The organism is Kitasatospora sp. Root107, from assembly GCF_001424875.1.
Taxonomy (GTDB): domain Bacteria; phylum Actinomycetota; class Actinomycetes; order Streptomycetales; family Streptomycetaceae; genus Kitasatospora.
Window position 1 is genome coordinate 210,502 of sequence record NZ_LMCT01000008.1, and the last position, 20,318, is coordinate 230,819.

General features: G+C 71.5%; 16 protein-coding genes and 1 tRNA gene. 12 read left to right on the plus strand and 5 right to left on the minus strand.

The annotated features are described in order from the left end of the window. Window positions 1-60: 60 nt before the first annotated feature. Together sigJ and ASC99_RS09175 are read right to left on the minus strand one after the other, a co-directional pair. Window positions 61-1,023: an RNA polymerase sigma factor SigJ gene (gene sigJ, locus ASC99_RS09170; protein ID WP_057230166.1), complete on the minus strand. Its 963-nt coding sequence runs from the start codon at window positions 1,021-1,023 to the stop codon at window positions 61-63. A 159-nt stretch (window positions 1,024-1,182) separates the two neighbouring features. Further along, the gene (locus tag ASC99_RS09175; RefSeq protein ID WP_235502596.1) at window positions 1,183-2,070 is read right to left on the minus strand and encodes a class I SAM-dependent methyltransferase; all 888 of its coding nucleotides are present in this window, start codon (window positions 2,068-2,070) and stop codon (window positions 1,183-1,185) included. Between the two features lie 117 nt (window positions 2,071-2,187). Here ASC99_RS09175 and ASC99_RS09180 point away from each other — a divergent pair, with 117 nt between their 5' ends. Both ASC99_RS09180 and ASC99_RS09185 read left to right on the plus strand, forming a co-directional pair. Continuing rightward, window positions 2,188-2,718, plus strand: coding sequence for a transcriptional regulator (locus ASC99_RS09180; protein ID WP_057230167.1), 531 nt, complete (start codon window positions 2,188-2,190; stop codon window positions 2,716-2,718). A 109-nt stretch (window positions 2,719-2,827) separates the two neighbouring features. Further along, window positions 2,828-3,520 (plus strand): DUF4232 domain-containing protein, encoded by a 693-nt coding sequence (locus ASC99_RS09185; protein WP_057230168.1) that lies wholly within the window; start codon window positions 2,828-2,830, stop codon window positions 3,518-3,520. A 13-nt stretch (window positions 3,521-3,533) separates the two neighbouring features. On the opposite strand, the gene ASC99_RS09190 is transcribed toward ASC99_RS09185, so the two are convergent. From ASC99_RS09190 to ASC99_RS09200, 3 genes are all read right to left on the minus strand, one after another. Next, entirely contained in the window at window positions 3,534-5,804 is a 2,271-nt protein-coding gene (locus ASC99_RS09190) for a hypothetical protein (RefSeq protein ID WP_057230169.1), read from the minus strand. Next, window positions 5,804-5,880, minus strand: a tRNA-Gln gene (locus ASC99_RS09195). The genes ASC99_RS09190 and ASC99_RS09195 overlap by 1 nt, the downstream gene beginning before the upstream one ends. A 76-nt stretch (window positions 5,881-5,956) precedes the next feature. Continuing rightward, a complete protein-coding gene (locus tag ASC99_RS09200) occupies window positions 5,957-6,946 on the minus strand; it encodes a GlxA family transcriptional regulator (protein ID WP_057230170.1) in 990 nt (329 codons plus the stop codon). A 71-nt stretch (window positions 6,947-7,017) separates the two neighbouring features. Here ASC99_RS09200 and ASC99_RS09205 point away from each other — a divergent pair, with 71 nt between their 5' ends. The 10 genes from ASC99_RS09205 to ASC99_RS09250 all read left to right on the plus strand — a co-directional run bounded on the left by ASC99_RS09205 (window position 7,018) and on the right by ASC99_RS09250 (window position 20,284). Continuing rightward, window positions 7,018-8,301, plus strand: a complete 1,284-nt coding sequence (locus ASC99_RS09205) for an MFS transporter (protein WP_235502595.1) — start codon at window positions 7,018-7,020, stop codon at window positions 8,299-8,301. Window positions 8,302-8,516: 215 nt separating this feature from the next. Then, on the plus strand, window positions 8,517-10,496 hold the full coding sequence (locus ASC99_RS09210; RefSeq protein WP_157531450.1) for an APC family permease: 1,980 nt from the start codon (window positions 8,517-8,519) through the stop codon (window positions 10,494-10,496). A 323-nt stretch (window positions 10,497-10,819) separates the two neighbouring features. Continuing rightward, window positions 10,820-10,909: a K(+)-transporting ATPase subunit F gene (gene kdpF, locus ASC99_RS39355; protein WP_057230172.1), complete on the plus strand. Its 90-nt coding sequence runs from the start codon at window positions 10,820-10,822 to the stop codon at window positions 10,907-10,909. 2 nt (window positions 10,910-10,911) lie between these two features. After that, entirely contained in the window at window positions 10,912-12,573 is a 1,662-nt protein-coding gene (kdpA, locus tag ASC99_RS09220; RefSeq protein ID WP_057230173.1) for a potassium-transporting ATPase subunit KdpA, read from the plus strand. Beyond that, complete coding sequence (gene kdpB, locus ASC99_RS09225) at window positions 12,573-14,684, plus strand: potassium-transporting ATPase subunit KdpB (protein WP_057230174.1); 2,112 nt, start codon at window positions 12,573-12,575, stop codon at window positions 14,682-14,684. Before kdpA ends, kdpB begins: the two co-directional genes overlap by 1 nt. Window positions 14,685-14,700: 16 nt before the next feature. Next, window positions 14,701-15,330, plus strand: coding sequence for a K(+)-transporting ATPase subunit C (kdpC, locus tag ASC99_RS09230; protein WP_057230175.1), 630 nt, complete (start codon window positions 14,701-14,703; stop codon window positions 15,328-15,330). 99 nt (window positions 15,331-15,429) lie between these two features. Continuing rightward, complete coding sequence (locus ASC99_RS09235; RefSeq protein ID WP_057230176.1) at window positions 15,430-17,982, plus strand: ATP-binding protein; 2,553 nt, start codon at window positions 15,430-15,432, stop codon at window positions 17,980-17,982. An 80-nt stretch (window positions 17,983-18,062) separates the two neighbouring features. After that, window positions 18,063-18,584 (plus strand): SigE family RNA polymerase sigma factor, encoded by a 522-nt coding sequence (locus tag ASC99_RS09240; RefSeq protein ID WP_057230177.1) that lies wholly within the window; start codon window positions 18,063-18,065, stop codon window positions 18,582-18,584. Further along, the gene (locus ASC99_RS09245) at window positions 18,581-19,474 is read left to right on the plus strand and encodes a hypothetical protein (protein ID WP_157531444.1); all 894 of its coding nucleotides are present in this window, start codon (window positions 18,581-18,583) and stop codon (window positions 19,472-19,474) included. Before ASC99_RS09240 ends, ASC99_RS09245 begins: the two co-directional genes overlap by 4 nt. An 81-nt stretch (window positions 19,475-19,555) precedes the next feature. After that, window positions 19,556-20,284, plus strand: a complete 729-nt coding sequence (locus tag ASC99_RS09250; RefSeq protein WP_057230179.1) for a TetR family transcriptional regulator — start codon at window positions 19,556-19,558, stop codon at window positions 20,282-20,284. The last annotated feature ends 34 nt before the right edge of the window (window positions 20,285-20,318 follow it).

Genomic DNA, 20,318 nt, shown 5'->3' on the forward strand with positions numbered 1-20,318 from the left:
CAGGCTAGCGCCGGGCCCAACTGCCGGTGGCCGCAACGGAGAACAGCCGTGGCGTACGGGTCAGTCCGGGTCGTTCTCGTACGCGTTCTCGGTCCACGGGCGGAGCTTCTCCGGGTTGCGGACCGCCCAGATGCCGGTGATGCGGTCGTCGGTGAGGCTGAACGCCGCCACCGTCACGGTGACACCGGCCAGTTGGGCGACCAGGCCGGGCCGGCCGTTGACCGTTCGCTCCAGGAGCGTCAGGCCGGGGGCGATGTCGGCGATGTGGATCAGGTACTGGGCGATGAGCGCGCTGCCCTCGACCGGGCGGAGGACGGTACCGACCATGCCGCCGCCGTCGGCGGTCATCGTGGCGTCGGGGTCGAGGAGGTCGACGAGGGCCCTGATGTCCTTGGCCTCCCACGCGGTCTTGAACTGCCGTACCAGAGCGGCCTGTCCGGTCATCGGAACCACTGGGGTCCGGGCGTCGCGGACCCGCCGACGGGCCGAGGTCGCCAGCTGGCGGCAGGCCGCGGGGGTCCGGCCGACGATGTCGGCGATCTCGGGGAAGGGGTACCGGAAGACGTCGTGCAGGATGAACGCCACGCGTTCGGCCGGCGTCATCGACTCCAGGACGACGAGGAAGGCCATGTTCACCGACTCGTCCAGGGTGATCCGGTCGGCGGGATCGTCCGCCGAAGCACCGCCGCCCGCCGGCCCGCCGAACCACTCCGTACGGTCGGGCAGCGGCTCGGGAATCCAGGCGCCGACGTAGCGTTCGCGCCGGGCCCGCGCGGAGCCGAGCACGTCCAGGCAGATCCGGCCGGCCACCGTGGTCAGCCAGGCGCCGGGCGAGGCGATGGCCGCCTGCTGGGACGGTGACATCGCGTACCAGCGGGTGTAGGTCTCCTGCACGGCGTCCTCGGCCTCGGCGAGTGAACCGAGCAGCCGGTAGGCGAGGTTGGTCAGGTGGCTCCGCTCGCCGACCACCGCGCTCAGGGCTGCTTCGGACCGGCGGTCGTGTACTGCCTCGGACGTACTCATGGCTGCGACCGCTCCCCGATTTCTGCTCGCCGACGTCCGATCCCGGCAGCTCGCCTCAGATTTCGCGGGCCCACGTCGTCGGACTACCGAGACACTACCGATCACCGCCGTGAGGCGGACGAGAGGGACCACATCATGGGCCGAGACCGTCCAGGAGTGTCAGCGCCTGCGGGCGACCGTCACCCCGTCGCGCAGCGGCAGCATGACCGCCTCCACCCGGGGGTCGGCCGCGACGAAGGCGTTGAGCTCGCGGACCGCCCGGTGGTCCGCGCCGTCGAAGGCCGGGTCGAGGACGCGGCCGCCGAGGAAGACGTTGTCCAGCACGATCAGGCCGCCCGGGCGGAGCCGGGGGACCAGCTCCTCGTAGTAGGCGGGATAGCCGGCCTTGTCGGCGTCCACGAAGGCAAGGTCGAGCTCGGGCTCGGCCGGCAGCGCGCGCAGGGTCTGCAGGGCGGGCGCGATCACCAGGTCGATCCGGTCCGCGACGCCGGCCCGCTCCCAGTGGCGGCGGGCGATCGCGCCCCACTCCTCGTTGACGTCGCAGGCCAGCAGGCGGCCGCCGTCGGCCAGGCCGCGGGCGATGCAGAGCGAGGAGTACCCGGTGAAGACCCCGACCTCGACGGCACGGCGGGCGCCGACCAGCCGGGTCAGCATGGTCAGGAACGCGCCCTCGTCGTGCGAGACCTGCATCCGGGAGGCCCCGCCGGTGAGGGCCCGGGTCTCGGCCTCGAGATCGCGCAGCACCTGGTCGGCGGGGGTGCAGTGGGCGAGCACGTACTCGGCGGCCACGGGGTGGGTGGTCTCCACGCTGTCCCCGCCGTACGGGCTGCTCCACTCGATGATCGAGGGCCCGTCCAGCTGCCGGGTGACGGTGCGTCGGATCTCCTCCAGGGAGCCGAGGTCGGGGGCGGTGGCGGTCAGCTCCAGGGCGTCGGCCGTGACCGTGAACGTGCAGGCGCCACCTGCCGGCGCGAGCCCGTCCACGAGGAGGGCGGCGCGGAGGAGGTCGGCTCGGTCGGTGGCGATCCGGGCGGTGGAGATGGGCACGGTGCTTCCCTTCGGAGGAGAGGCAAGCGTCGAGAGATGCCAACGCTTTCGATGCGAGCAGTCTGCGGCGAGGCGAGCCTGGTTGTCAAAGCGTTGACTTCCATGGACACTTTGCGCATGGAACGCCCCGAGGACGACGAGCCGCTGGTGCTGGACTCCCCCGCGCACTTCAAGGCGCTCGGCCACCCCGCCCGCCACAGGATGGTCAACGCGCTGCGCCAACGCCCGGCCACGCTGAGGCAGTTGGCCGAGGCCACGGGCCTCGCCAAGGGCACCGTCAGCCACCACGTCCGGGTCCTCCAGGAGGCCGGGCTGGTCCGGATCGCCGAGACCCGGCAGGTGCGGGGCGGCACCGAGCAGTACTTCGCCCTGGTCAGCCGCGGCTTCCGACTCCCCGAGGGCCAGGGCGGCGGTGCCCGCTTCCTGGTGGAGGCCGCCCTCGCCGAGATGCTGCCTGAGCAGGACGACACCACCCACACCCGCCTCAGCCACCTCTGGCTCACCTCCGAGCAGGCCCGCGACCTCGCCCGGTCGATCGAGACCGGCGCCCCTCACCCTGCCCAGGACCCGGCCCACGGCGAAGCCTTCGGGCTGCTCGTCAGCCTCTACCGCGCCGACATCCCCCGCTTGGCCACGGACGGCGGCTGACGGAGCACCAACAGAAAGTCGTACCCGGGTGCAACCGAACGTCCACCCGGAACGTGCAGCATGTGGGCCCGCCTGTGCAGCGGGCCGTCCACCGTCCTGGGAGCCCTCTTTGAAGAAGCGTCACCTCGCCGCCACCACCGCCCTGGCCTGCGTGGCTCTCGCGCTGACCGCCTGCAGTTCCGCCAAGACCCCGGTGGCGGCCGGTGACTCCAAGGGATCAGCCACCGCGCCCTCGGCCGGCAGCAGCGCGAGCCCCGGCGGCGGCCCGACCACCTCGACGCCCAGCTCGACCGCCACACCAGCGGCCGAGTCCTGCGGCGGTTCGGAGAAGGAGAGCGACGTCACCGGCGTGCTGACCAACCTGGACAAGACTGCCGCCCCGCGATGGTCCGGCGTCATCAAGCTCACGAACGTCTCCAAGAGGCCGTGCAAGCTGTACGGCCCGGCCGACGTGCGCACCGACGGGGCGGGCACCTTCACCAAGCTGGTCACCGGCGTGCTGGGCGACGTGCAGTTCGTCACCGACCCGGCAAAGGCGACCGTGCTCCAGCCGGGCGAGTCGCTCTACCAGGCCGTCAGCTGGCTCTCCTCCCCGCCGACCGCGCCCAACGCCAGCTGCACCACCGGCAACCAGCTGGCCCTGTACCGGAACGAGGGCGCGATCACCATCTCCGTCCCGGTCAAGGACGCCCGCTTCTGCCCGGCCAAGGACATCGGCTCCCCGCAGGTCATGATCGGTGCCCAACTGACCGTCGAGGCCCAGGCCACGGCCCAGCTCCAAGCCTTCAGCACCAAGAAGTGACCGGGCGTCACTCTTAGGACAACAGCCGGTGCGGCCCGACCGTCCACCCGAGCAGGCGGTGCGCGGTGCCGCCCTCGGCTGTGCCGTCGTCCTCGAACTCCCCGCCGGCGGCGACCAGGACCAGCCCGGTCACCGCCGGGGTGAGTCGGGTCGGGTGGTCCGCAATGAACGAGTCGATGGCCGCCTCGCGGGCTTGCGGTGCGCAGAGCGACAGGTGGAAGAGCAGCTGCCGCCAGGCGAAGGCCGCGTTCTTCACGGTGGCCAGCGGGTGCGGGAGTTGCCCGGCCCGGGTCACCAGTCGGCAGGTGGTGTCGAAGGCGCGCCTGGCCAGCACCTCCCACCCGTCGGCGGGGGTGATGCCGACGGCCCCGACCAGGGTGGCCAGGTTGTGGGTGGTGAGGATCTGGGCCTGCTCGATGACCGTGCCGTTGGCCGCCACCGACCAGGAGGACGCGGGGCGGCCCGCCCGCTGTCCGCACAGGGCGGAGAAGCCGGACGAGGTGACGGAGCGGCGGCCGCGCACCGACTCGTCCGCGGGCATGGCGCGCACGGCCGCGTAGTCGATGCCGAAGTACCGCTCGTAGAGCGTCCCTTCGAGCAGGTCGGCGGCGACCTTGGCGGCCGCCAGGTACTTCGGGGTGAAGGTGCCCATGAAGATGTCGGCGGCCAGCTCCTCCACGAACGGCACACTGAGGTCGGTCCGCCGGGCCAGCGCCGCGAGCTCGCTCACCAGGGGGTTGGGCAGGATGGTGCCGGGGAAGGCGTTGACCGCCAACCCGCCCAGCCGCCGCAGCAGGGCGAGTTCACGCCCGCCCGCGTCACCGCCGGTGCCCCGGTGCGGCTCGATCGCCCGTACCCAGGGCAGTTCCCCGGCCCGTACCTGGTGCGCATGGTCGAGCAGCAGCAGCGAGCGCCGTCCGGCGAACGCCCGGTGGTGGGCCGCCGCCAGGGCGCCGAGCGCGTGGTCCCGGTGCGCGTCCGCCTCGGCTGCGGCGGCCAACTGCGGTGCCAGCCCGGCCAGTACCTCGGCCGACTGCACCAGGCCACGGTCGATCAACGTCTCGACCGGGGCGCTGGTGGCGGCCAGTACCGGCCGGTGCAGCGCGGACGGGAACGCGGTGCCGACCGGGATACCGCCACCCCGGCCCTCGGTCGGTCCTGTCTCGGCGAGCAGGGCCGCCGGATCGGCCAGTCCGTCGGAGCGGGGCAGCTCGGCGAGCCGGGCCAGCAGCACCTGGGCCAGCGCGTGGTGGGACGGCTGGGCGGCCTGCTCGGCCTGGGCCCGGCGCAGCGCCGTGTGCCGCTCGGAGCCGGGCAGACCGCGCCGCTGCACCATCGACTCGACCGCGCACCGCAGCAGTCCGGCTGTCCGCGCGGGCAACTCCTCCCCGGCGACGGTCAGTTCCAGTGCGGAGCGGAGCGCGCCGAGGTTCTTCCGGGGATTGCGGTGCTTGCCGCAGAGCAGGTGCTCGGCGGCCAACAGGCGGTACCGTCCCAGGAGTTCGGCTCCCTGCCGGTGCCAGTGCGGACCCGGGTCGTGGCTGCCCACCCGGCCGGTCGGCCCGGTGGTCTCCAGCCAGTGCGCCAGTAGCTCGTCGGAGAACGGCAGCCAGACCGTCATCGCCTCGCGCTGGGTCTCCACCTGGCGGTTCGGGCCGCGCCGCTCGAGGGCGGCGATGGTGTCCCCGACGGTCTGCCGGTGCACGGCGTCGGTCCCGGGCGCCGGGCCGTCGCCGGTCGGCGGGGTGAACCGCAGCCGGGCCGCGAACGGCGCCAGTACGGCGACCAGTTCGACGGCGGCGTCCTGCTCACCGGCCCGGACCAGCCAGGCCACCGTGAGCAGCGCGGCCTCCTCCGGCACCGTCACCCGGTAACGCCCGCTGTCCAGCAGCTCCCAGAGCCGGGCCAGCCCGGCCTCGGTGAGCGAGTACGCGAACAGCTCGGCCCGGTCCGCCGGGATGTCGGCTGCCCGGCAGGCCTCGGCCTCGTACGGCTGGAGCGGTCCTTCGGCGCAGGCTCGGCCGCTGGCGAACCCGCCCTGCAGCACCTCCGGGGTGACCCACGCGGGCAGCCCGGCCACCGGGGTCCGGCTTCCGATCCGCAGGCTGCCGTCCTTCATGCCGGCCAGTGTCGCCCGCCACCGGTCGAGGCGGCCTTCCGCCCGGGAGCGGGTGGCGGCATCGGGGTGGGAGAGCGCGGTCGTGAAGGCCCGGGCCAACTGCCCGTGGGCGTAGCCGGCGGAGACGGTGACGGTCGGGTGCTGCTGATCAGCGTTGATGTCCATGGCCGACGTGGCGGGTCCTGCCCCCGCGCCCTCCGGAACCAGAGTCCGGTGCTCTTGCTGACTGAGCTACACGCCGCTGCCCGCCACCCTACGGAGCGGCCCGGGAGCGGACAACGCGATATCTCCGGGGACGACCGGGCCGAACGAGGGCCCTATCCGGCCTCACTCGTGCGGAAGGTGCGCCGGTAGGCAGCGGGTGTGGTGCGCAGGGCCTCGTGGAAGCGCCGGCGCAGATTGACGGCCGAGGAGAGCCCGACGCGGTGCGCGATGGTCTCCACCGGCAGGTCGGTCTCCTCCAGCAGTGCCCGGGTGGCGGCGAGCCGCCGGTCCAGCAGCCAGCGACCGGGGCTGATGCCCAGCTGCTCGGTGAAGCGCCGGGTCAGCGTGCGGGCCGAGACCTGGGAGTGCGCCGCCATCTCGGCGACGCTGACCGGCTGGTCCAGCCGGGCGGCCAGCCACTCCAGCAGCGGGGCCAGTGAGTCGGCGACCGGTCCTGAGGTGGGCAGTTCGGCGTACTGCAGCTGGCAGCCCTCGCGGTGCGGCGGCATCAGCATCTGACGGGCCGTCCGCATCGCGTACGCGGCGCCGTGATCGGTGCGCACCAGGTGCAGGCAGAGGTCCACGCCGGCTGCCGACCCCGCGCTGGTGGCGACGTCGCCGTGGTCCACGTAGAGCACCGCGGGGTCGACCAGGACCTGCGGGAACCGGGCGGCCAGCTCGGCGGCCTGCGCCCAGTGGGTGGCGGATCGCCGCCCGTCCAGCAGTCCGGCGGCAGCGGGCACGAAGGCACCCGAGCAGATGCTGACGATCCGTGCGCCGCGCCGGTGCGCCCGGCGGACCGCTTCGAGGACCGCTGCCGACACCTCGGTGCCGGGCGCCTGCTGCCAGCCGGGGACCACCACGGTGTCCGCGCGCTCCAGCGCGTCCAGCCCGGCCGTCACCAGCAGGTCGTAACCGGACTGGGTGCGCACCGGGCCCGGGTGTTCGGTGCAGACCTCGAACGCGTAGCGGGCGGGTGTCGCCAGGCGGTGGTCGCCGAACACCTCGGTCGCGCAGGCCAGCGGGAAGGTCGACTGCGGCGGCTGCAACAGGGCCACCACCCGGTGCGGCGGCGGGGAATTCGGCAGCGAACGAGACGTCATGGCGCGAAAGTACCCCATCATGTCGTTCCGGACACTGGGACGGCCAAGTGGTCCAGACCAGGATCTCTGCTGTGACCACGACGCATGCTCAGATCCGGACCGATCCGCCCACCGCCCGGCCCCCGCTGTGGGACCGGCGCTTCACGCTCTTCTTCACGGCCCGGACGGTCTCGCTGCTCGGCGACGCGATGATGCCGGTCGCCGCCGCGCTCGCGGTCGGAGCGCTCTACGGGATCTCCGGGGTCGGCGTCGTCCTCGGCACCTGGACCGGGACGTTCGTCCTCCTGGTCCTGTTCGGCGGAGTCTTCGCCGACCGGTTCGGCGCGCGTCGGATGATGGTCGGCGCGGATCTCGCCCGGGTGCTCACCCAGGGGGTGCTGGCCGTCGCGTTCTTCGCCGGGCCGCCGCCGTTCTGGCTGTTGGTGACCACGGCCGCGTTGGCGGGTGCGGCCGTCGCGATGTTCCTGCCGGGGGCGAACGGGATGGTCCCGTCGGTCGCCCGTGAGCCACAGCGCGCCAACGCCACGCTCAAGGTGGCCGACGCGATCGCCCAGCTGCTCGGCCCGGCCCTGGCGGGGCTGCTGATCGCGCTCACCGGCGCCGGGGCCGTGTACGCGATCGACGCCGGCACCTTCGCGCTCAGTGCCCTGTGCCTGGCGCTCGTCCGGGTCGCCCCCACCGGCGTCGACTCCGTTCAGCCAAGCCGCAGTTCACTCCGTCGCGAGCTGCGTCAGGGCTGGCGGGAGTTCCGCGCCCGCACCTGGATGTGGGCGGTGATCCTGATCTGGGTGGGCTTCGGCGTGCTGCTCTTCGGCCCGCTGGTGCCGCTGGGCTCGTCGCTGGTCGGCGCTCGGCTCGGCTCGAACGCCTATGGCCTGGCCGTCTCCTTCCTCGGCCTGGGAACGGTGCTCGGCGGCCTGCTGGCGATGCGGCTGCGTCCGGCCCGGCCGCTGGCGGCCGGCGCGGCGGCGATGATGCTGTACACCGTGCTGCCGCTCGGCCTGGCGCTGGGCGCCGACCTGCCGGTGCTGCTGGCGAGCCACCTCGTCGGCGGCGGCGGGTTGGCGTTCTGGTCGGTGATGTGGGCCACCAGCGTGCAGACCCACACCCCGGCCGCGACACTCAACCGAGTCTCCGCGTACGAGCTGGCCGGCTCGGTGTCCGGCATCGCACTCGGCCAGCTGCTGGCGGGGCCCGCCATCGCGCTGGCCTCCCCGGAACGGCTGCTGCTGATCTCGGCGGGCGCCTGCCTGGCCGGCTGCCTGGCGCTACTCGCGATCCCGGCGGTCCGCACGTTGTGCCGCCACACGGATGCGGTTCGCCTGCCGCCTCAAGCTGCGCATGTAATTACCTGATATGCGTGCCATGCGGCATTCGTTCCGGATATCTTGACGATCCCTTAACGCTTGTCCTAACGGGCCCTTGACAGTTCCGATGACCCGGCCCGACCTGCGCAAACGGCGGGTCCGGCGGGGTTTTCGGTCCCCAGCGACAGATCTCCCCGCGCCTTACGCTCGCCCGTGTGTTCAATCTGCCCCAGGCGCTCAAGCGCCTCGTGATCGGCAAGGCCATGCGCAGCGAGGAGCTGGGCGAGACCCTGCTCCCCAAGCGGCTGGCGCTGCCGATCTTCGCTTCCGACCCGCTCTCCTCGGTGGCCTACGCCACCCAGGAGATCCTGCTGGTGCTCACCGTCGGCGGGACCGCCTTCCTCTACCTGACGCCTTGGATCGCGCTCGCGGTCGTGGCGCTGATGGTGGTCGTGGTGCTGTCGTACCGTCAGGTGGTGCACGCCTACCCGAGCGGTGGCGGCTCCTACGAGGTGGCCTCCAAGAACCTCGGGCCCAACGCCGGCCTGGTGGTGGCCGCCTCGCTGCTGGTCGACTACGTGATGACGGTCGCGGTGTCGGTCGCCTCGGGCGTGGCGAACATCATCTCCGCGCTGCCGAGCCTGGCCGACCACCGGGTGGTGCTGGCGGTCGGCTTCGTGGCCGTGCTGACGGCGATGAACCTGCGCGGCGTCCGGGAGTCCGGCAACGCCTTCGCCGCGCCGACGTACCTCTTCATCGGTGCCATCCTGCTGATGATCGTCACCGGCCTGATCCGGCTGGCACTCGGGGACGCCCCGGTGGCCGAGAGCGCCCAGTACGGGGTCACGCCCGAGCACGGCAAGGACGCGCTGGCCGGGGTCGCGCTGCTGATGCTCGGCCTGCGGGCGTTCGCCTCCGGCTGTACGGCGCTGACCGGCGTCGAGGCGATCTCCAACGGGGTGCCCGCCTTCCGGTCCCCGAAGTCGAAGAACGCCGCGAGCACGATGGCCGTGATGGGCATCACCGCGATCGTGATGTTCGCCGGCATCACCGCGCTCGCGCTGATCTCGGACGTCCACATCACCGAGGACGCCTGCCAGTTGACCGGCTACGCCGACTGCGCCACCACGCCGCAGCAGACCGTGATCGCCCAGCTCGCGGCGGCGATCTTCGGCGGCAGCGACAGCATCCTGTTCTACGTGATCCAGGCCGCTACCGCGCTGGTGCTGATCCTGGCGGCGAACACCGCGTTCAACGGTTTCCCGCTGCTGGCCTCGATCCTGGCCGAACACCGTTACCTGCCACGGCAGATGCACACCCGGGGCGACCGCCTGGCGTTCTCCAACGGCATCATCGCGCTGGCCGTGGTGGCAGGCGCCCTGCTCTGGCTCTACGACGCCGACGTCACCAACCTGATCCACCTCTACATCCTGGGTGTCTTCACCTCCTTCACGCTGTCCCAGATCGGCATGGTCCGGCACTGGAACCGCCTCCTGGCCACCGAGACGGACGGCACCGTACGGGGCACCGCCCAGCGGGCCCGGGTGATCAACGCGCTGGGCGCGGTGGTGACCGGTCTGGTGCTGGTGATCGTGCTGGCCACCAAGTTCACCCAGGGCGCCTGGCTGGCTGTGCTCGCGGCCGTCGCGCTGTGGGTGATGATGCGCGGTATCCGGCGCCACTACGACCGGGTGGCCGAGGAGTTGTCGGTGGAGGACCCGCGCGAGGAGTCCGCCAGGCCGTCGAACGTGCACGGCATCGTGCTGGTCTCCAAGCTGCACAAGCCGACCCTGCGCGCGCTCGGCTACGCCCAGGCCTTCAAACCGGACACCCTGGAGGCGCTGACCGTCGAGGTGGAGAAGGACTCCACGGCCGAACTGCGGGCGCAGTGGGACGAGTTCGACGTCCAGGTGCCGCTCAAGGTGCTGGACTCGCCGTTCCGGGAGATCACCAAGCCGGTCGTCGGCTACGTCCGCTCCGTCCGCCGGAGCAGTCCGCGCGACGTGGTCGCGGTGTTCATCCCGGAGTACGTGGTCGGCCACTGGTGGGAGAACCTGCTGCACAACCAGTCCGCGCTGTGGCTCAAGAGCCGACTGCTCTTCACCCCCGGCGTGATGGTGATCAGCGTCCCCTGGCAGCTCTCCTCCGCCCCCCGGGCCGACCGTCCGGCCCGCCGTGCGCCGGGCGCGGTGCGGCGTGGCGAGCCTGCCCGGTCGGCGAAGAAGGTCCCGGAGCAGGTCTGACGCACCGTCGGGGCCCCGGACAGCACCTCTGTCCGGGGCCCCACCCGTTCCGGCGCGGGGCGGCCCCGGTGGGCGGCATCAAGGTCGCGTCAAGGTTCCCGCCCGGGCCGTATGGAGCACGTCAGGAACCGTATTGCGGCTCTGACCAGCTGATTTGCTGGCGGAGCCGGCCTACCGCCGGTGCCGTGCGGAGCCCCGAAGGCGAATCCACGGCCAGGCCTCTGAACCACTCTGGTGGAGCCCATGTCCGACATCGTCTTCGTCGGGATCACGGTCGCCGTGTTCGCCGTCATCGCCCTGATCGCGCGAGGGGTGGAGAAGCTGTGAGCGCCGAGAACGTCGCAGGTCTCATCGTCGCCGTCGCGCTCGTCGGCTATCTCATCGTGGCGTTGATCTACCCGGAGAAGTTCTGACTATGAGCTCAACTCTCGCGGGCTGGCTGCAGGCCGTCGCCCTGGTGGGCGCGCTGGCCCTGTGCTACCGCCCTCTTGGCGACCACATCGCCAAGCTCCTCACCTCCGCCAGCCACCTCAGAGTCGAACGCGGCCTCTACAAGGTGGTCGGCGTGGACGCCGACGCCGACCAGCGCTGGCCGGTCTACCTCCGTTCGGTGCTGGCCTTCTCGGCCGTCTCCGTCCTCTTCCTCTACGGGCTGATCCGCCTCCAGAACCACCTGCTGCTCGGTCTCGGCGTCCCCGAGATGCCGGCCCACCAGGCCTGGAACACCGCGATCTCCTTCACCACCAACACCAACTGGCAGTCCTACAGCGGTGAAGCCGCCATGGGCCACCTGGTGCAGATGGCCGGCCTGGCCGTCCAGAACTTCGTCTCGGCCGCCGTCGGCATAGCCGTGGTCGCCACCCTGATCCGCGGCTTCACCCGGAACAGGACCGACCGGGTCGGCAACTTCTGGGTGGACCTGACCCGGATCGTGCTGCGCCTGCTGCTGCCGCTGTCGATCGTCTTCGCCCTGGTCCTGGTGGCCAGTGGCACGATCCAGAACTTCCACGGCTTCCACGAGCTGACCACTCTGGCGGGCGACCCGCAGTCGATCCCGGGCGGTCCGGTGGCCTCGCAGGAGGTCATCAAGGAGCTGGGCACCAACGGTGGCGGCTTCTACAACGCCAACTCGGCGCACCCCTTCGAGAACCCGAACGGCTTCACCAACCTGCTGGAGATCTTCCTGCTGCTGCTGATCCCGTTCGCCCTGCCGCGCGCCTTCGGCAAGATGGTCGGCGACCACCGCCAGGGCTACGCGATCGTCGCCGTGATGGGTCTGTTCTGGGTGGCCTCGGCCGCGCTGATCACCTTCTTCGAGGCGCAGCACGCCGGCACCGCCGCGCAGGCGGCCGGCGCCGCGATGGAGGGCAAGGAGCAGCGCTTCGGCATCGCCGCCAGCTCGCTGTTCGCCGCCTCCACCACGCTCACCTCGACGGGTGCGGTGAACTCGTTCCACGACTCGTACTCGCCGTTCGGCGGCGGTCTGACGATCTTCAACATGATGCTCGGTGAGATCGCGCCCGGCGGTACCGGTTCGGGCCTGTACGGGATGCTGATCCTGGCGATCGTCGCGGTCTTCGTGGCCGGTCTGATGGTCGGCCGCACCCCCGAGTACCTGGGCAAGAAGCTCGGCGGGCGGGAGATGAAGTTCGCCTCGCTCTACATCCTGACCACCCCGACCATCGTCCTGGTGGGCACCGGTATCGCGATGGGGCTGCCGGGTGAGCGGGCCGGGATGCTCAACTCCGGTGCGCACGGCTTCTCCGAGGTGCTGTACGCGTTCACCTCGGCGGCCAACAACAACGGCTCCGCGTTCGGCGGCATCACCGTCAACACCGACTGGTACGACACCGCGCTCGGCCTGGCCATGGTGTTCGGACGGTTCCTGCCGATGGTCTTCGTACTGGCGCTGGCCGGCGCACTCGCCCGGCAGCAGCCCGTCCCCGCCACCCCGGGCACCCTGCCCACCCACAAGCCGCTGTTCGTGGGCCTGCTGTCGGGAGTGATCCTGATCGTCGTCGGCCTCACCTACTTCCCGGCCCTCGCACTCGGGCCGATCGCGGAAGGTCTGCACTGATGTCGTCCACCCTTACCCCTGCGCCGGTCGACCAGGCCGAGGCCGCAGCGCCGCACAGAGTCTCCGCCGGTCTGCTCGACCCCAAGCTGATCGTCGCCTCGCTCCCCGATGCGGTGAAGAAGCTCGACCCGCGCGTCATGATCAAGAACCCGGTCATGTTCGTGGTCGAGGTCGGCTCGGTGGTCACCACCGTCGCCGCGATCGCCGACCCGTCCGTGTTCGCCTGGTCGATCACCCTCTGGCTCTGGCTCACCACGATCTTCGCCAACCTGGCCGAGGCCGTCGCCGAGGGCCGCGGCAAGGCGCAGGCCGAGACCCTGCGCCGGACCAAGACCGACGCGGTGGCCCGACGCCTGGTCAACTGGCCCACCTCGCAGGCCGAGGAGGAGGTCTCCGGCACCGCACTGCGGCTCGGCGACCACGTGGTCATCGAGGCCGGCCAGACCATCCCCGGTGACGGCGACGTGGTCGAAGGTGTCGCCTCGGTCGACGAGTCCGCGATCACCGGCGAGTCCGCGCCGGTCATCCGGGAGTCGGGCGGCGACCGCAGCGCGGTCACCGGCGGCACCAAGGTGCTCTCCGACCGGATCGTGGTCAAGATCTCCTCGGAGCCCGGCAAGACCTTCATCGACCGGATGATCGCCCTGGTCGAGGGCGCAGCGAGGCAGAAGACGCCGAACGAGATCGCGCTGAACATCCTGCTCGCCTCGCTCACCATCGTCTTCCTGATCGCGGTCTGCACCCTGCAGCCGATGGCCACCTACGCGGGCGCCCCGCAGTCGATGATCGTGCTGGTGGCCCTGGTGGTCGCCCTCATTCCGACCACCATCGGCGCACTGCTCTCCGCGATCGGCATCGCGGGCATGGACCGCCTCGTGCAGCGCAACGTCCTGGCGATGTCGGGCCGCGCGGTCGAGGCCGCCGGCGACGTCAACACCCTGCTGCTGGACAAGACCGGCACCATCACCCTGGGCAACCGCCAGGCGGCCGAGTTCCAGCCCGCCAACGGTGTCACGGTCGAGGAGCTGGCCGACGCCGCCCAGCTCTCCTCGCTCGCGGACGAGACTCCCGAGGGTCGCTCGATCGTGGTGCTCGCCAAGACCGGCTACGGCCTGCGGGCCCGCGCCCAGGGCGAGTTGACCCACGCCACCTGGGTGCCGTTCACCGCGCAGACCAGGATGTCGGGTGTTGACCTCGACGAGGCCGACGGCGTCCACCAGGTCCGCAAGGGCGCCGCCGGCTCGGTCGCCGAGTGGGTGGCCGCTAACGGCGGCACGGTGGGCACCGACGTCACCGACCTGGTCCAGCAGATCTCCGGCGCCGGTGGCACCCCGCTGCTGGTCGCCGCCAAGATCGGCTCCGCGCCGGCCCGCGCCCTGGGCGTCATCTACCTCAAGGACGTGGTCAAGGAGGGGATGAAGGAGCGCTTCGACGAGCTGCGCCGGATGGGCATCCGCACCGTCATGATCACGGGGGACAACCCGCTGACCGCCAGGGCGATCGCGGAGGAGGCGGGCGTGGACGACTTCCTCGCCGAGGCCACCCCCGAGGACAAGATGGCCCTGATCAAGAAGGAGCAGGCGGGCGGCAAGCTGGTCGCGATGACCGGCGACGGCACCAACGACGCCCCCGCGCTCGCGCAGGCCGACGTCGGCGTGGCGATGAACACCGGCACCATGGCGGCCAAGGAGGCCGGCAACATGGTGGACCTGGACTCCAACCCCACCAAGCTGATCGAGATCGTCGAGATCGGCAAGCAACTGCTGATCACCCGTGGGGCGTTGACCACCTTCTCGATCGCCAACGACGTCGCCAAGTACTTCGCGATCATCCCGGCGATGTTTGCCACCGTGTACCCGGGCCTGGACAAGCTGAACATCATGCAACTGCACAGCCCCGAGTCGGCGATCACCTCGGCGATCGTCTTCAACGCGCTGGTCATCATCGGTCTCATCCCGCTCGCCCTGCGCGGCGTCAAGTACCGTCCGTCCGACGCAAGTTCGCTGCTGCGCCGGAACATCGGGGTGTACGGCCTGGGCGGTCTGGTGGTGCCGTTCGTCGGCATCAAGCTGATCGACCTCGTGGTCCAGTTCATCCCCGGCCTGAGCTGAAAGGAGCGTCGGAACAATGTCCAAGCCACTGCCCAACGCCGTGCGCAACCACCTGACCGCGCTGCGGATGCTGCTGGTGATGACCGTGATCCTCGGTCTCGCCTACCCGCTGCTGGTGACCGGCCTGAGCCAGGTCGCGTTCGCCGGCAAGGCGAACGGATCCGTCGTCACCTCCGATGGCAAGGAGGTGGGTTCGAGCCTGATCGGCCAGAACTTCAACCTCCCGAAGAAGAACCCTGACGATGCGGAGGAGACGGCGCTGCCGGACCCGAAGTGGTTCCAGCCGCGCTTCTCGGCCGGCGGTTATGACCCGAACGCCTCCGGCGCCTCCAACCTCGGCCCCAACAGCGAGGATCTGACCAAGACGGTCACCGAGCGCCGGGCCGCGATCGCCGAGTTCAACGGTGTCGCCCCGGCGAGCGTGCCCGCCGACGCGGTCACCGCCTCCGGCTCCGGCCTCGACCCGGACATCTCGGTCGCCTACGCCGAGCAGCAGGTCAACCGGGTCGCCAAGGAGCGGAAGCTCCCCGCCGACCAGGTCGCCAAGCTGGTCGAGCAGCACACCACCGGCCGCACCCTCGGCTTCCTCGGCAACGAGCACGTCAATGTGGTCGAGCTGAACAAGGCACTCAGCGAGCTGAAGTGACGTCAGCAGCCGACTGAACGGACCGACCCTGCCCCGGGGCACCACCCGGGGCAGGGTCGGTCCGCCGTATCCGCCCTCCCACCGAAAGATGCAGCGCCCATGGCCCGCGACGACCTCACTCCCGGCACCGCGCACCGCCGCGGCCGGCTGAGGGTCTACCTCGGTTCCGCCCCCGGGGTCGGCAAGACCTACCGGATGCTGGACGAGGCCCGCAGACGCCAGGAACGGGGCGCGGACGTGGTGGTCGGCTACATCGAGTGCCACGGCCGCCGCCACACCGAGAACATGCTGCAGGGCCTCGACGTCGTCCCCCGGCTGGTCCGCACCTACCGGGGCACCGAGTTCGCCGAGATGGACCTGGACGCGGTGCTGGCCCGCCGGCCGTCCGTGGCGCTGGTGGACGAGCTGGCGCACACCAACGTCCCCGGCGGGCGGCACGCCAAGCGCTGGCAGGACGTCGAGGAACTGCTTGCGGCCGGGATCGACGTGATCACCACGGTGAACGTCCAGCACCTGGAGTCGCTCAACGACGTGGTGCAGAAGATCACCGGCATCCCGCAGCGGGAGACCGTCCCGGACGAGGTGGTCCGCCGGGCCGACCAGCTCGAACTGGTCGACATGGCCCCGCAGGCGCTGCGCCGCCGGATGGCCCACGGCAACGTCTACAAGGCGGAGAAGGTGGACGCCGCGCTCTCCAACTACTTCCGGGTCGGGAACCTGACAGCCCTTCGCGAACTCGCCCTGCTCTGGGTGGCGGGCCGGGTCGACGAGGGCCTGCGCGACTACCGGGCCACCCACAACATCGACCGGGTCTGGGAGACCCGCGAGCGCGTCGTGGTGGCCCTGACCGGCGGTCCCGAGGGCGAGACGCTGATCCGCCGCGCGGCCAGGATCGCGGACCGTACGGCCGGTGGCGAACTGCTCGCCGTGCACATCACCCGCAGCGACGGCCTGGCCGGTGCCTCGCCGGGAAACCTGGCCGAGCAGCGGCAGCTGGTGGAGACCCTGGGCGGCAGCTACCACGTGGTGGTCGGCGACGACATCCCCGACTCGCTCCTGACCTTCGCCCGCGCCCGCGACGCCACCCAACTCGTTCTCGGCACCAGCCGGCGTGGCCGGATCACCCGCTTCCTGACCGGTCCCGGCATCGGCGAGACCACCGTGGACGCTTCCGAGGACATCGACGTCCACATGGTCACCCACGAGTTCAGCGGCCGGGGCCGGCTGCCCTCGCTGGGCCGTCGGCACTCGCTCCGCCGCACAGTCGCCGGGTACGCCGCCGGACTGGTACTGCCCGTACTGCTCACCCTGCTGCTCTCGCACACCACCCTCAACCTGACCACCGACGCACTCATCTTCCAACTCGGCGTGGTCGCCATCGCATTGCTCGGTGGTGCGACCTCGGCGCTGCTCGCCTCGGTGACCGCCTCACTGCTCCTCAACTACTACTTCATCCCACCCGTCCACACCTTCACCATCACCGAGCCGAACAACGTCATCGCCCTGGTTGTCTTCGCCGTCGTCGCGCTCACCGTCTCCACCGTGGTGGACCACGCCGGACGCCTCACCACCCGGGCCGCCCGCGCCACCGCAGAGGCCGAGACCCTCTCCACCCTGGCCGGCAGCGTGCTGCGCGGTGCCGATGCCCTGCCCGCCCTGCTGGAGAAGTCCCGGACCGCCTTCGGCATGGACTCGGTCGCCCTGCTGGACCGCACCAGCGGCGAGGCGCTGGCCAGGAGTGACGGTGCCGGAGAGCCCGCCGCCGACCGCGAGGTGACCGAAGTACCGGTCGGCGAAGGCGCGTTGCTGATCCTGGCCGGGCGTCGGCTGCCCGCGGCGGACCAGCGGGTGCTGACCGCGTTCGCCGCCCACGTCGCGGCTGCTCTGGAGCGCGACCGGCTCGCCACCGTGGCCGCCGAGGTGGAACCGATCAAGGCCGCCGACCGGATGCGGACCGCCCTGCTGGCCGCCGTCAGCCATGACCTGCGCACCCCGCTGGCCGCCGCGCTCGCCTCGGTCGGCTCACTGCGCAGCCTCGACGTGGAGTTCTCCGAGGAGGACCGGGCCGAACTCCTCGCCACCGCCGACGAATCCCTGCTCAAGCTCAACCGCCTGGTCGACAACCTGCTCGACATGAGCCGCCTCCAGGCGGGGGCCCTGACCCTGCACCTGACGCCCACTCACCTGGACGAAGTGCTCCCGCGCGCCCTGGACTCGCTCGCCGACCCGGACGCCCCGATCCAGCCGCTCGGCCTCGCCGAGGCGCCGCCCGTACTCGCCGACCCGCCGCTGCTGGAGCGGGTGCTGGCCAACGTCATCACCAACGCCCTGCGCCACAACGCCCCCGGCGCCCCCGTCCTGGTGATGGCCAGCACCCACCTCGGGCGGGTGGAGATCCGCGTCATCGACCGCGGCCCGGGCATCCCGCCGGAGGACCGGGAGCAGGTGTTCCTGCCGTTCCAACGCCTCGGCGACACCGACAACACCAACGGCGTCGGCCTGGGCCTCGCGCTCTCCCGGGGTCTCGCCGAAGCCATGGACGGCTCGCTCGAAGTCGAGGACACCCCCGGCGGCGGCACCACCATGCTGCTCACCCTCCCGGCCGCCGGGCCCGTACCGGAGCCCGACGGGGAGCCCGGAGTCTGCGGTTGAGGCTGCTGCCGTGAACTCGTCCCGCCACCGAGGCAACGGTCCGGGGGTCTGCTGGGCTCTGGCAGGGTGAGGAGGTGCTCATGGGAGAACCGAAGACCGACCGGGACAGCGAGTTCCAGGCGTTCACCGTCATTGCCTGGCCACGGCTGCTGCGCACCGCGTTCCTGCTCGCCGGGGAACAGCACGCGGGCGAGGACCTGGTCCAGTCGACCCTGGAACGGACCTACGCGGCCTGGGGCAAGGTGCGCCGGGCCGACGACCGGGACGCGTACGTACGCCGCATCCTGGTCAACGAACACGCCCGGCGGTTCCGCCGGAAGGTGCCGGAGCACTTGGTCACCGCCGTCCCCGATCGGGCCGGGCAGGACGGGTATGCCCAACTCGACCAGCGGGCCGAGCTGTTGGCGGCCCTCGCCACCCTTCCGCCCCGGCAACGGGAGGCCGTCGTCCTGCGGTACTGGGAGGACCTGAGCGAGAGTCAGGTGGCCGTGGCGATGGGGTGTTCGGTGGGGACCGTGAAGAGCCAGGCGTCGAAAGGCATCGCCCGGCTGCGCACCGCCTCGTCACTCACCCGAACGACAAGCATCGGAGGTGCGGCATGACCAGCGAACAGCAGTCTGGGCATGAGGAGTTGGCAGCGCAGGTGGGGATCGGCCTGGCCGGTCTGGTGGACACGGTGGAGATCGGACCGGCCCCCCTCGCCGCCCTGACGGCCGGGGGCCGCAGGCGGCTGCTGCGGCGGCGGGCGGCGTTGACCGGGGCCGTGGCCCTGGTGACGGTCGCGGTGGTCGGCGGCGGGGTGCTGATCGGACCGGGCCTTCGCCCGGCCGACGGCACCGTGCAGGTGACTGCGGCGGCGGGCGGCACCGCTGCCCCGTCCGTGAGCGCTTCGCCCGTGGTCAGGGACCCGCTCTCGCCGGCCCGGGTCGTGGTCGCGCAGGGCGTCGTGGACGGCAAGGAGTGGAAGACCTGGGCCGCGCTCTGGCCGCTCGCGACGAAGGAGCAGTCCCTCGAGCAGGCCAAGCTGATCTGGCAGGAGCAGCACGCGGCGGGCTCAGACCTGCCCGAGCCGACCGCGGCCTACGTCCAGCAGTACTGGCAGCCCGCCTCGGACGTGGTGAACCTCTACTTCACCGTGGACGGCATCCGGCTGCCGTACAACGGCGGACTCACCCTCGCCGCCCCGGGCGGCACGCCCGCGAGCCCGACCGGTCCCGACGGCGGACTGAGCGGCGTGCTGGCCGGCGCCCTGGGCAAGGGTCAGAGCGCGGCACCGGTCCGAGTGGCCGTGCTCACCGTCGGCGCGGACGTCGGCAAGGTCGTGGTGACCTGGGCGGACGGCAGCAGCTACGAGCCGCCGCTGGTCGCCCTGGGCGGCTCGTCGACGCGCCTGATCGGTGTGGCCGAACGCCCGGGCACCACCGCCGCGTCCTTCAAGGTCTACGGCACCGGGGGGCAGCTGCTGGGCACGAACACGAGCTGGCTCTCCTGAGCCACGACCACCCTTGGCACTCAGTGCTGTCGATCATGAGCATCAAGTGCCATCCGAAGCCGAAAATGCTAAGTTCGCGCCATGACCGCCGCACGGGACACCAGCTCCGAGACCTCCGCCACGCCCGCGAAGCCCGCCATGCGGGACGCGCTGGTCGCGGCGGCCTTCCAGCTGTTCCTGGAGCGCGGCTACGAGCAGACCACGATTGACGACATCGTGGCGCTGGCCGGGGTCGGGCGGCGGTCGTTCTTCCGGTACTTCCCCTCGAAGGAGGACGTGGTCTTCCCCGACCACGAGCAGTGCCTGGCGGACATGACCGCCCTGCTGGAGGCGAGCGAGGACGGTGACGACGCGGTGGCCCGGGTCTGCGACGCCGCCCGGCTGGTGCTGCGGATGTACGCCGAGAACCCGGTCTTCTCGGTCCAGCGCTACCAGTTGACCAAGAAGGTGCCCGGCCTGCGCACGTACGAACTCTCGGTGGTCTGGCGCTACGAGCGCACTCTCGCCGAGTACCTGCGGGCCCGGTTCTCGGCCCGCCGGGACGGCACGCTGCGGGCGGACGTGATCGCCTCGGCCGTGGTCACCGCGCACAACCACGCCTTGCGGGCCTGGCTGCGGGCGGGGGGAGAGGGCGACGCGACGGCGGGGGTGGACCACGCGCTCGACTACGTGGCCCGGGCCTGGACGCCCGAGCAGTCCCCGGCGGCCGAGGCGGCGGAGGAGGACGAGGTGGTCATCGTCATCACCAAGCGCTCCACCCCGATGTGGCGGGTCGTCAGGGACGTCGAAGCGGGCCTCGGCCGGGGCTGAACGATCCTGAGAACGGCGGAGCCGGACGGCAGTT

Coding starts and splice junctions, on each gene's coding strand:
- sigJ (WP_057230166.1), bottom strand. CDS start 1,023: ATGAGTACGTCCGAGGCAGTACACGACCGCCGGTCCGAAGCAGCCCTG.
- ASC99_RS09180 (WP_057230167.1), top strand. CDS start 2,188: ATGGAACGCCCCGAGGACGACGAGCCGCTGGTGCTGGACTCCCCCGCG.
- ASC99_RS09190 (WP_057230169.1), bottom strand. CDS start 5,804: ATGGACATCAACGCTGATCAGCAGCACCCGACCGTCACCGTCTCCGCC.
- ASC99_RS09200 (WP_057230170.1), bottom strand. CDS start 6,946: ATGACGTCTCGTTCGCTGCCGAATTCCCCGCCGCCGCACCGGGTGGTG.
- ASC99_RS09210 (WP_157531450.1), top strand. CDS start 8,517: ATGCGCAGCGAGGAGCTGGGCGAGACCCTGCTCCCCAAGCGGCTGGCG.
- kdpA (WP_057230173.1), top strand. CDS start 10,912: ATGAGCTCAACTCTCGCGGGCTGGCTGCAGGCCGTCGCCCTGGTGGGC.
- kdpB (WP_057230174.1), top strand. CDS start 12,573: ATGTCGTCCACCCTTACCCCTGCGCCGGTCGACCAGGCCGAGGCCGCA.
- kdpC (WP_057230175.1), top strand. CDS start 14,701: ATGTCCAAGCCACTGCCCAACGCCGTGCGCAACCACCTGACCGCGCTG.
- ASC99_RS09235 (WP_057230176.1), top strand. CDS start 15,430: ATGGCCCGCGACGACCTCACTCCCGGCACCGCGCACCGCCGCGGCCGG.
- ASC99_RS09240 (WP_057230177.1), top strand. CDS start 18,063: ATGGGAGAACCGAAGACCGACCGGGACAGCGAGTTCCAGGCGTTCACC.
- ASC99_RS09245 (WP_157531444.1), top strand. CDS start 18,581: ATGACCAGCGAACAGCAGTCTGGGCATGAGGAGTTGGCAGCGCAGGTG.
- ASC99_RS09250 (WP_057230179.1), top strand. CDS start 19,556: ATGACCGCCGCACGGGACACCAGCTCCGAGACCTCCGCCACGCCCGCG.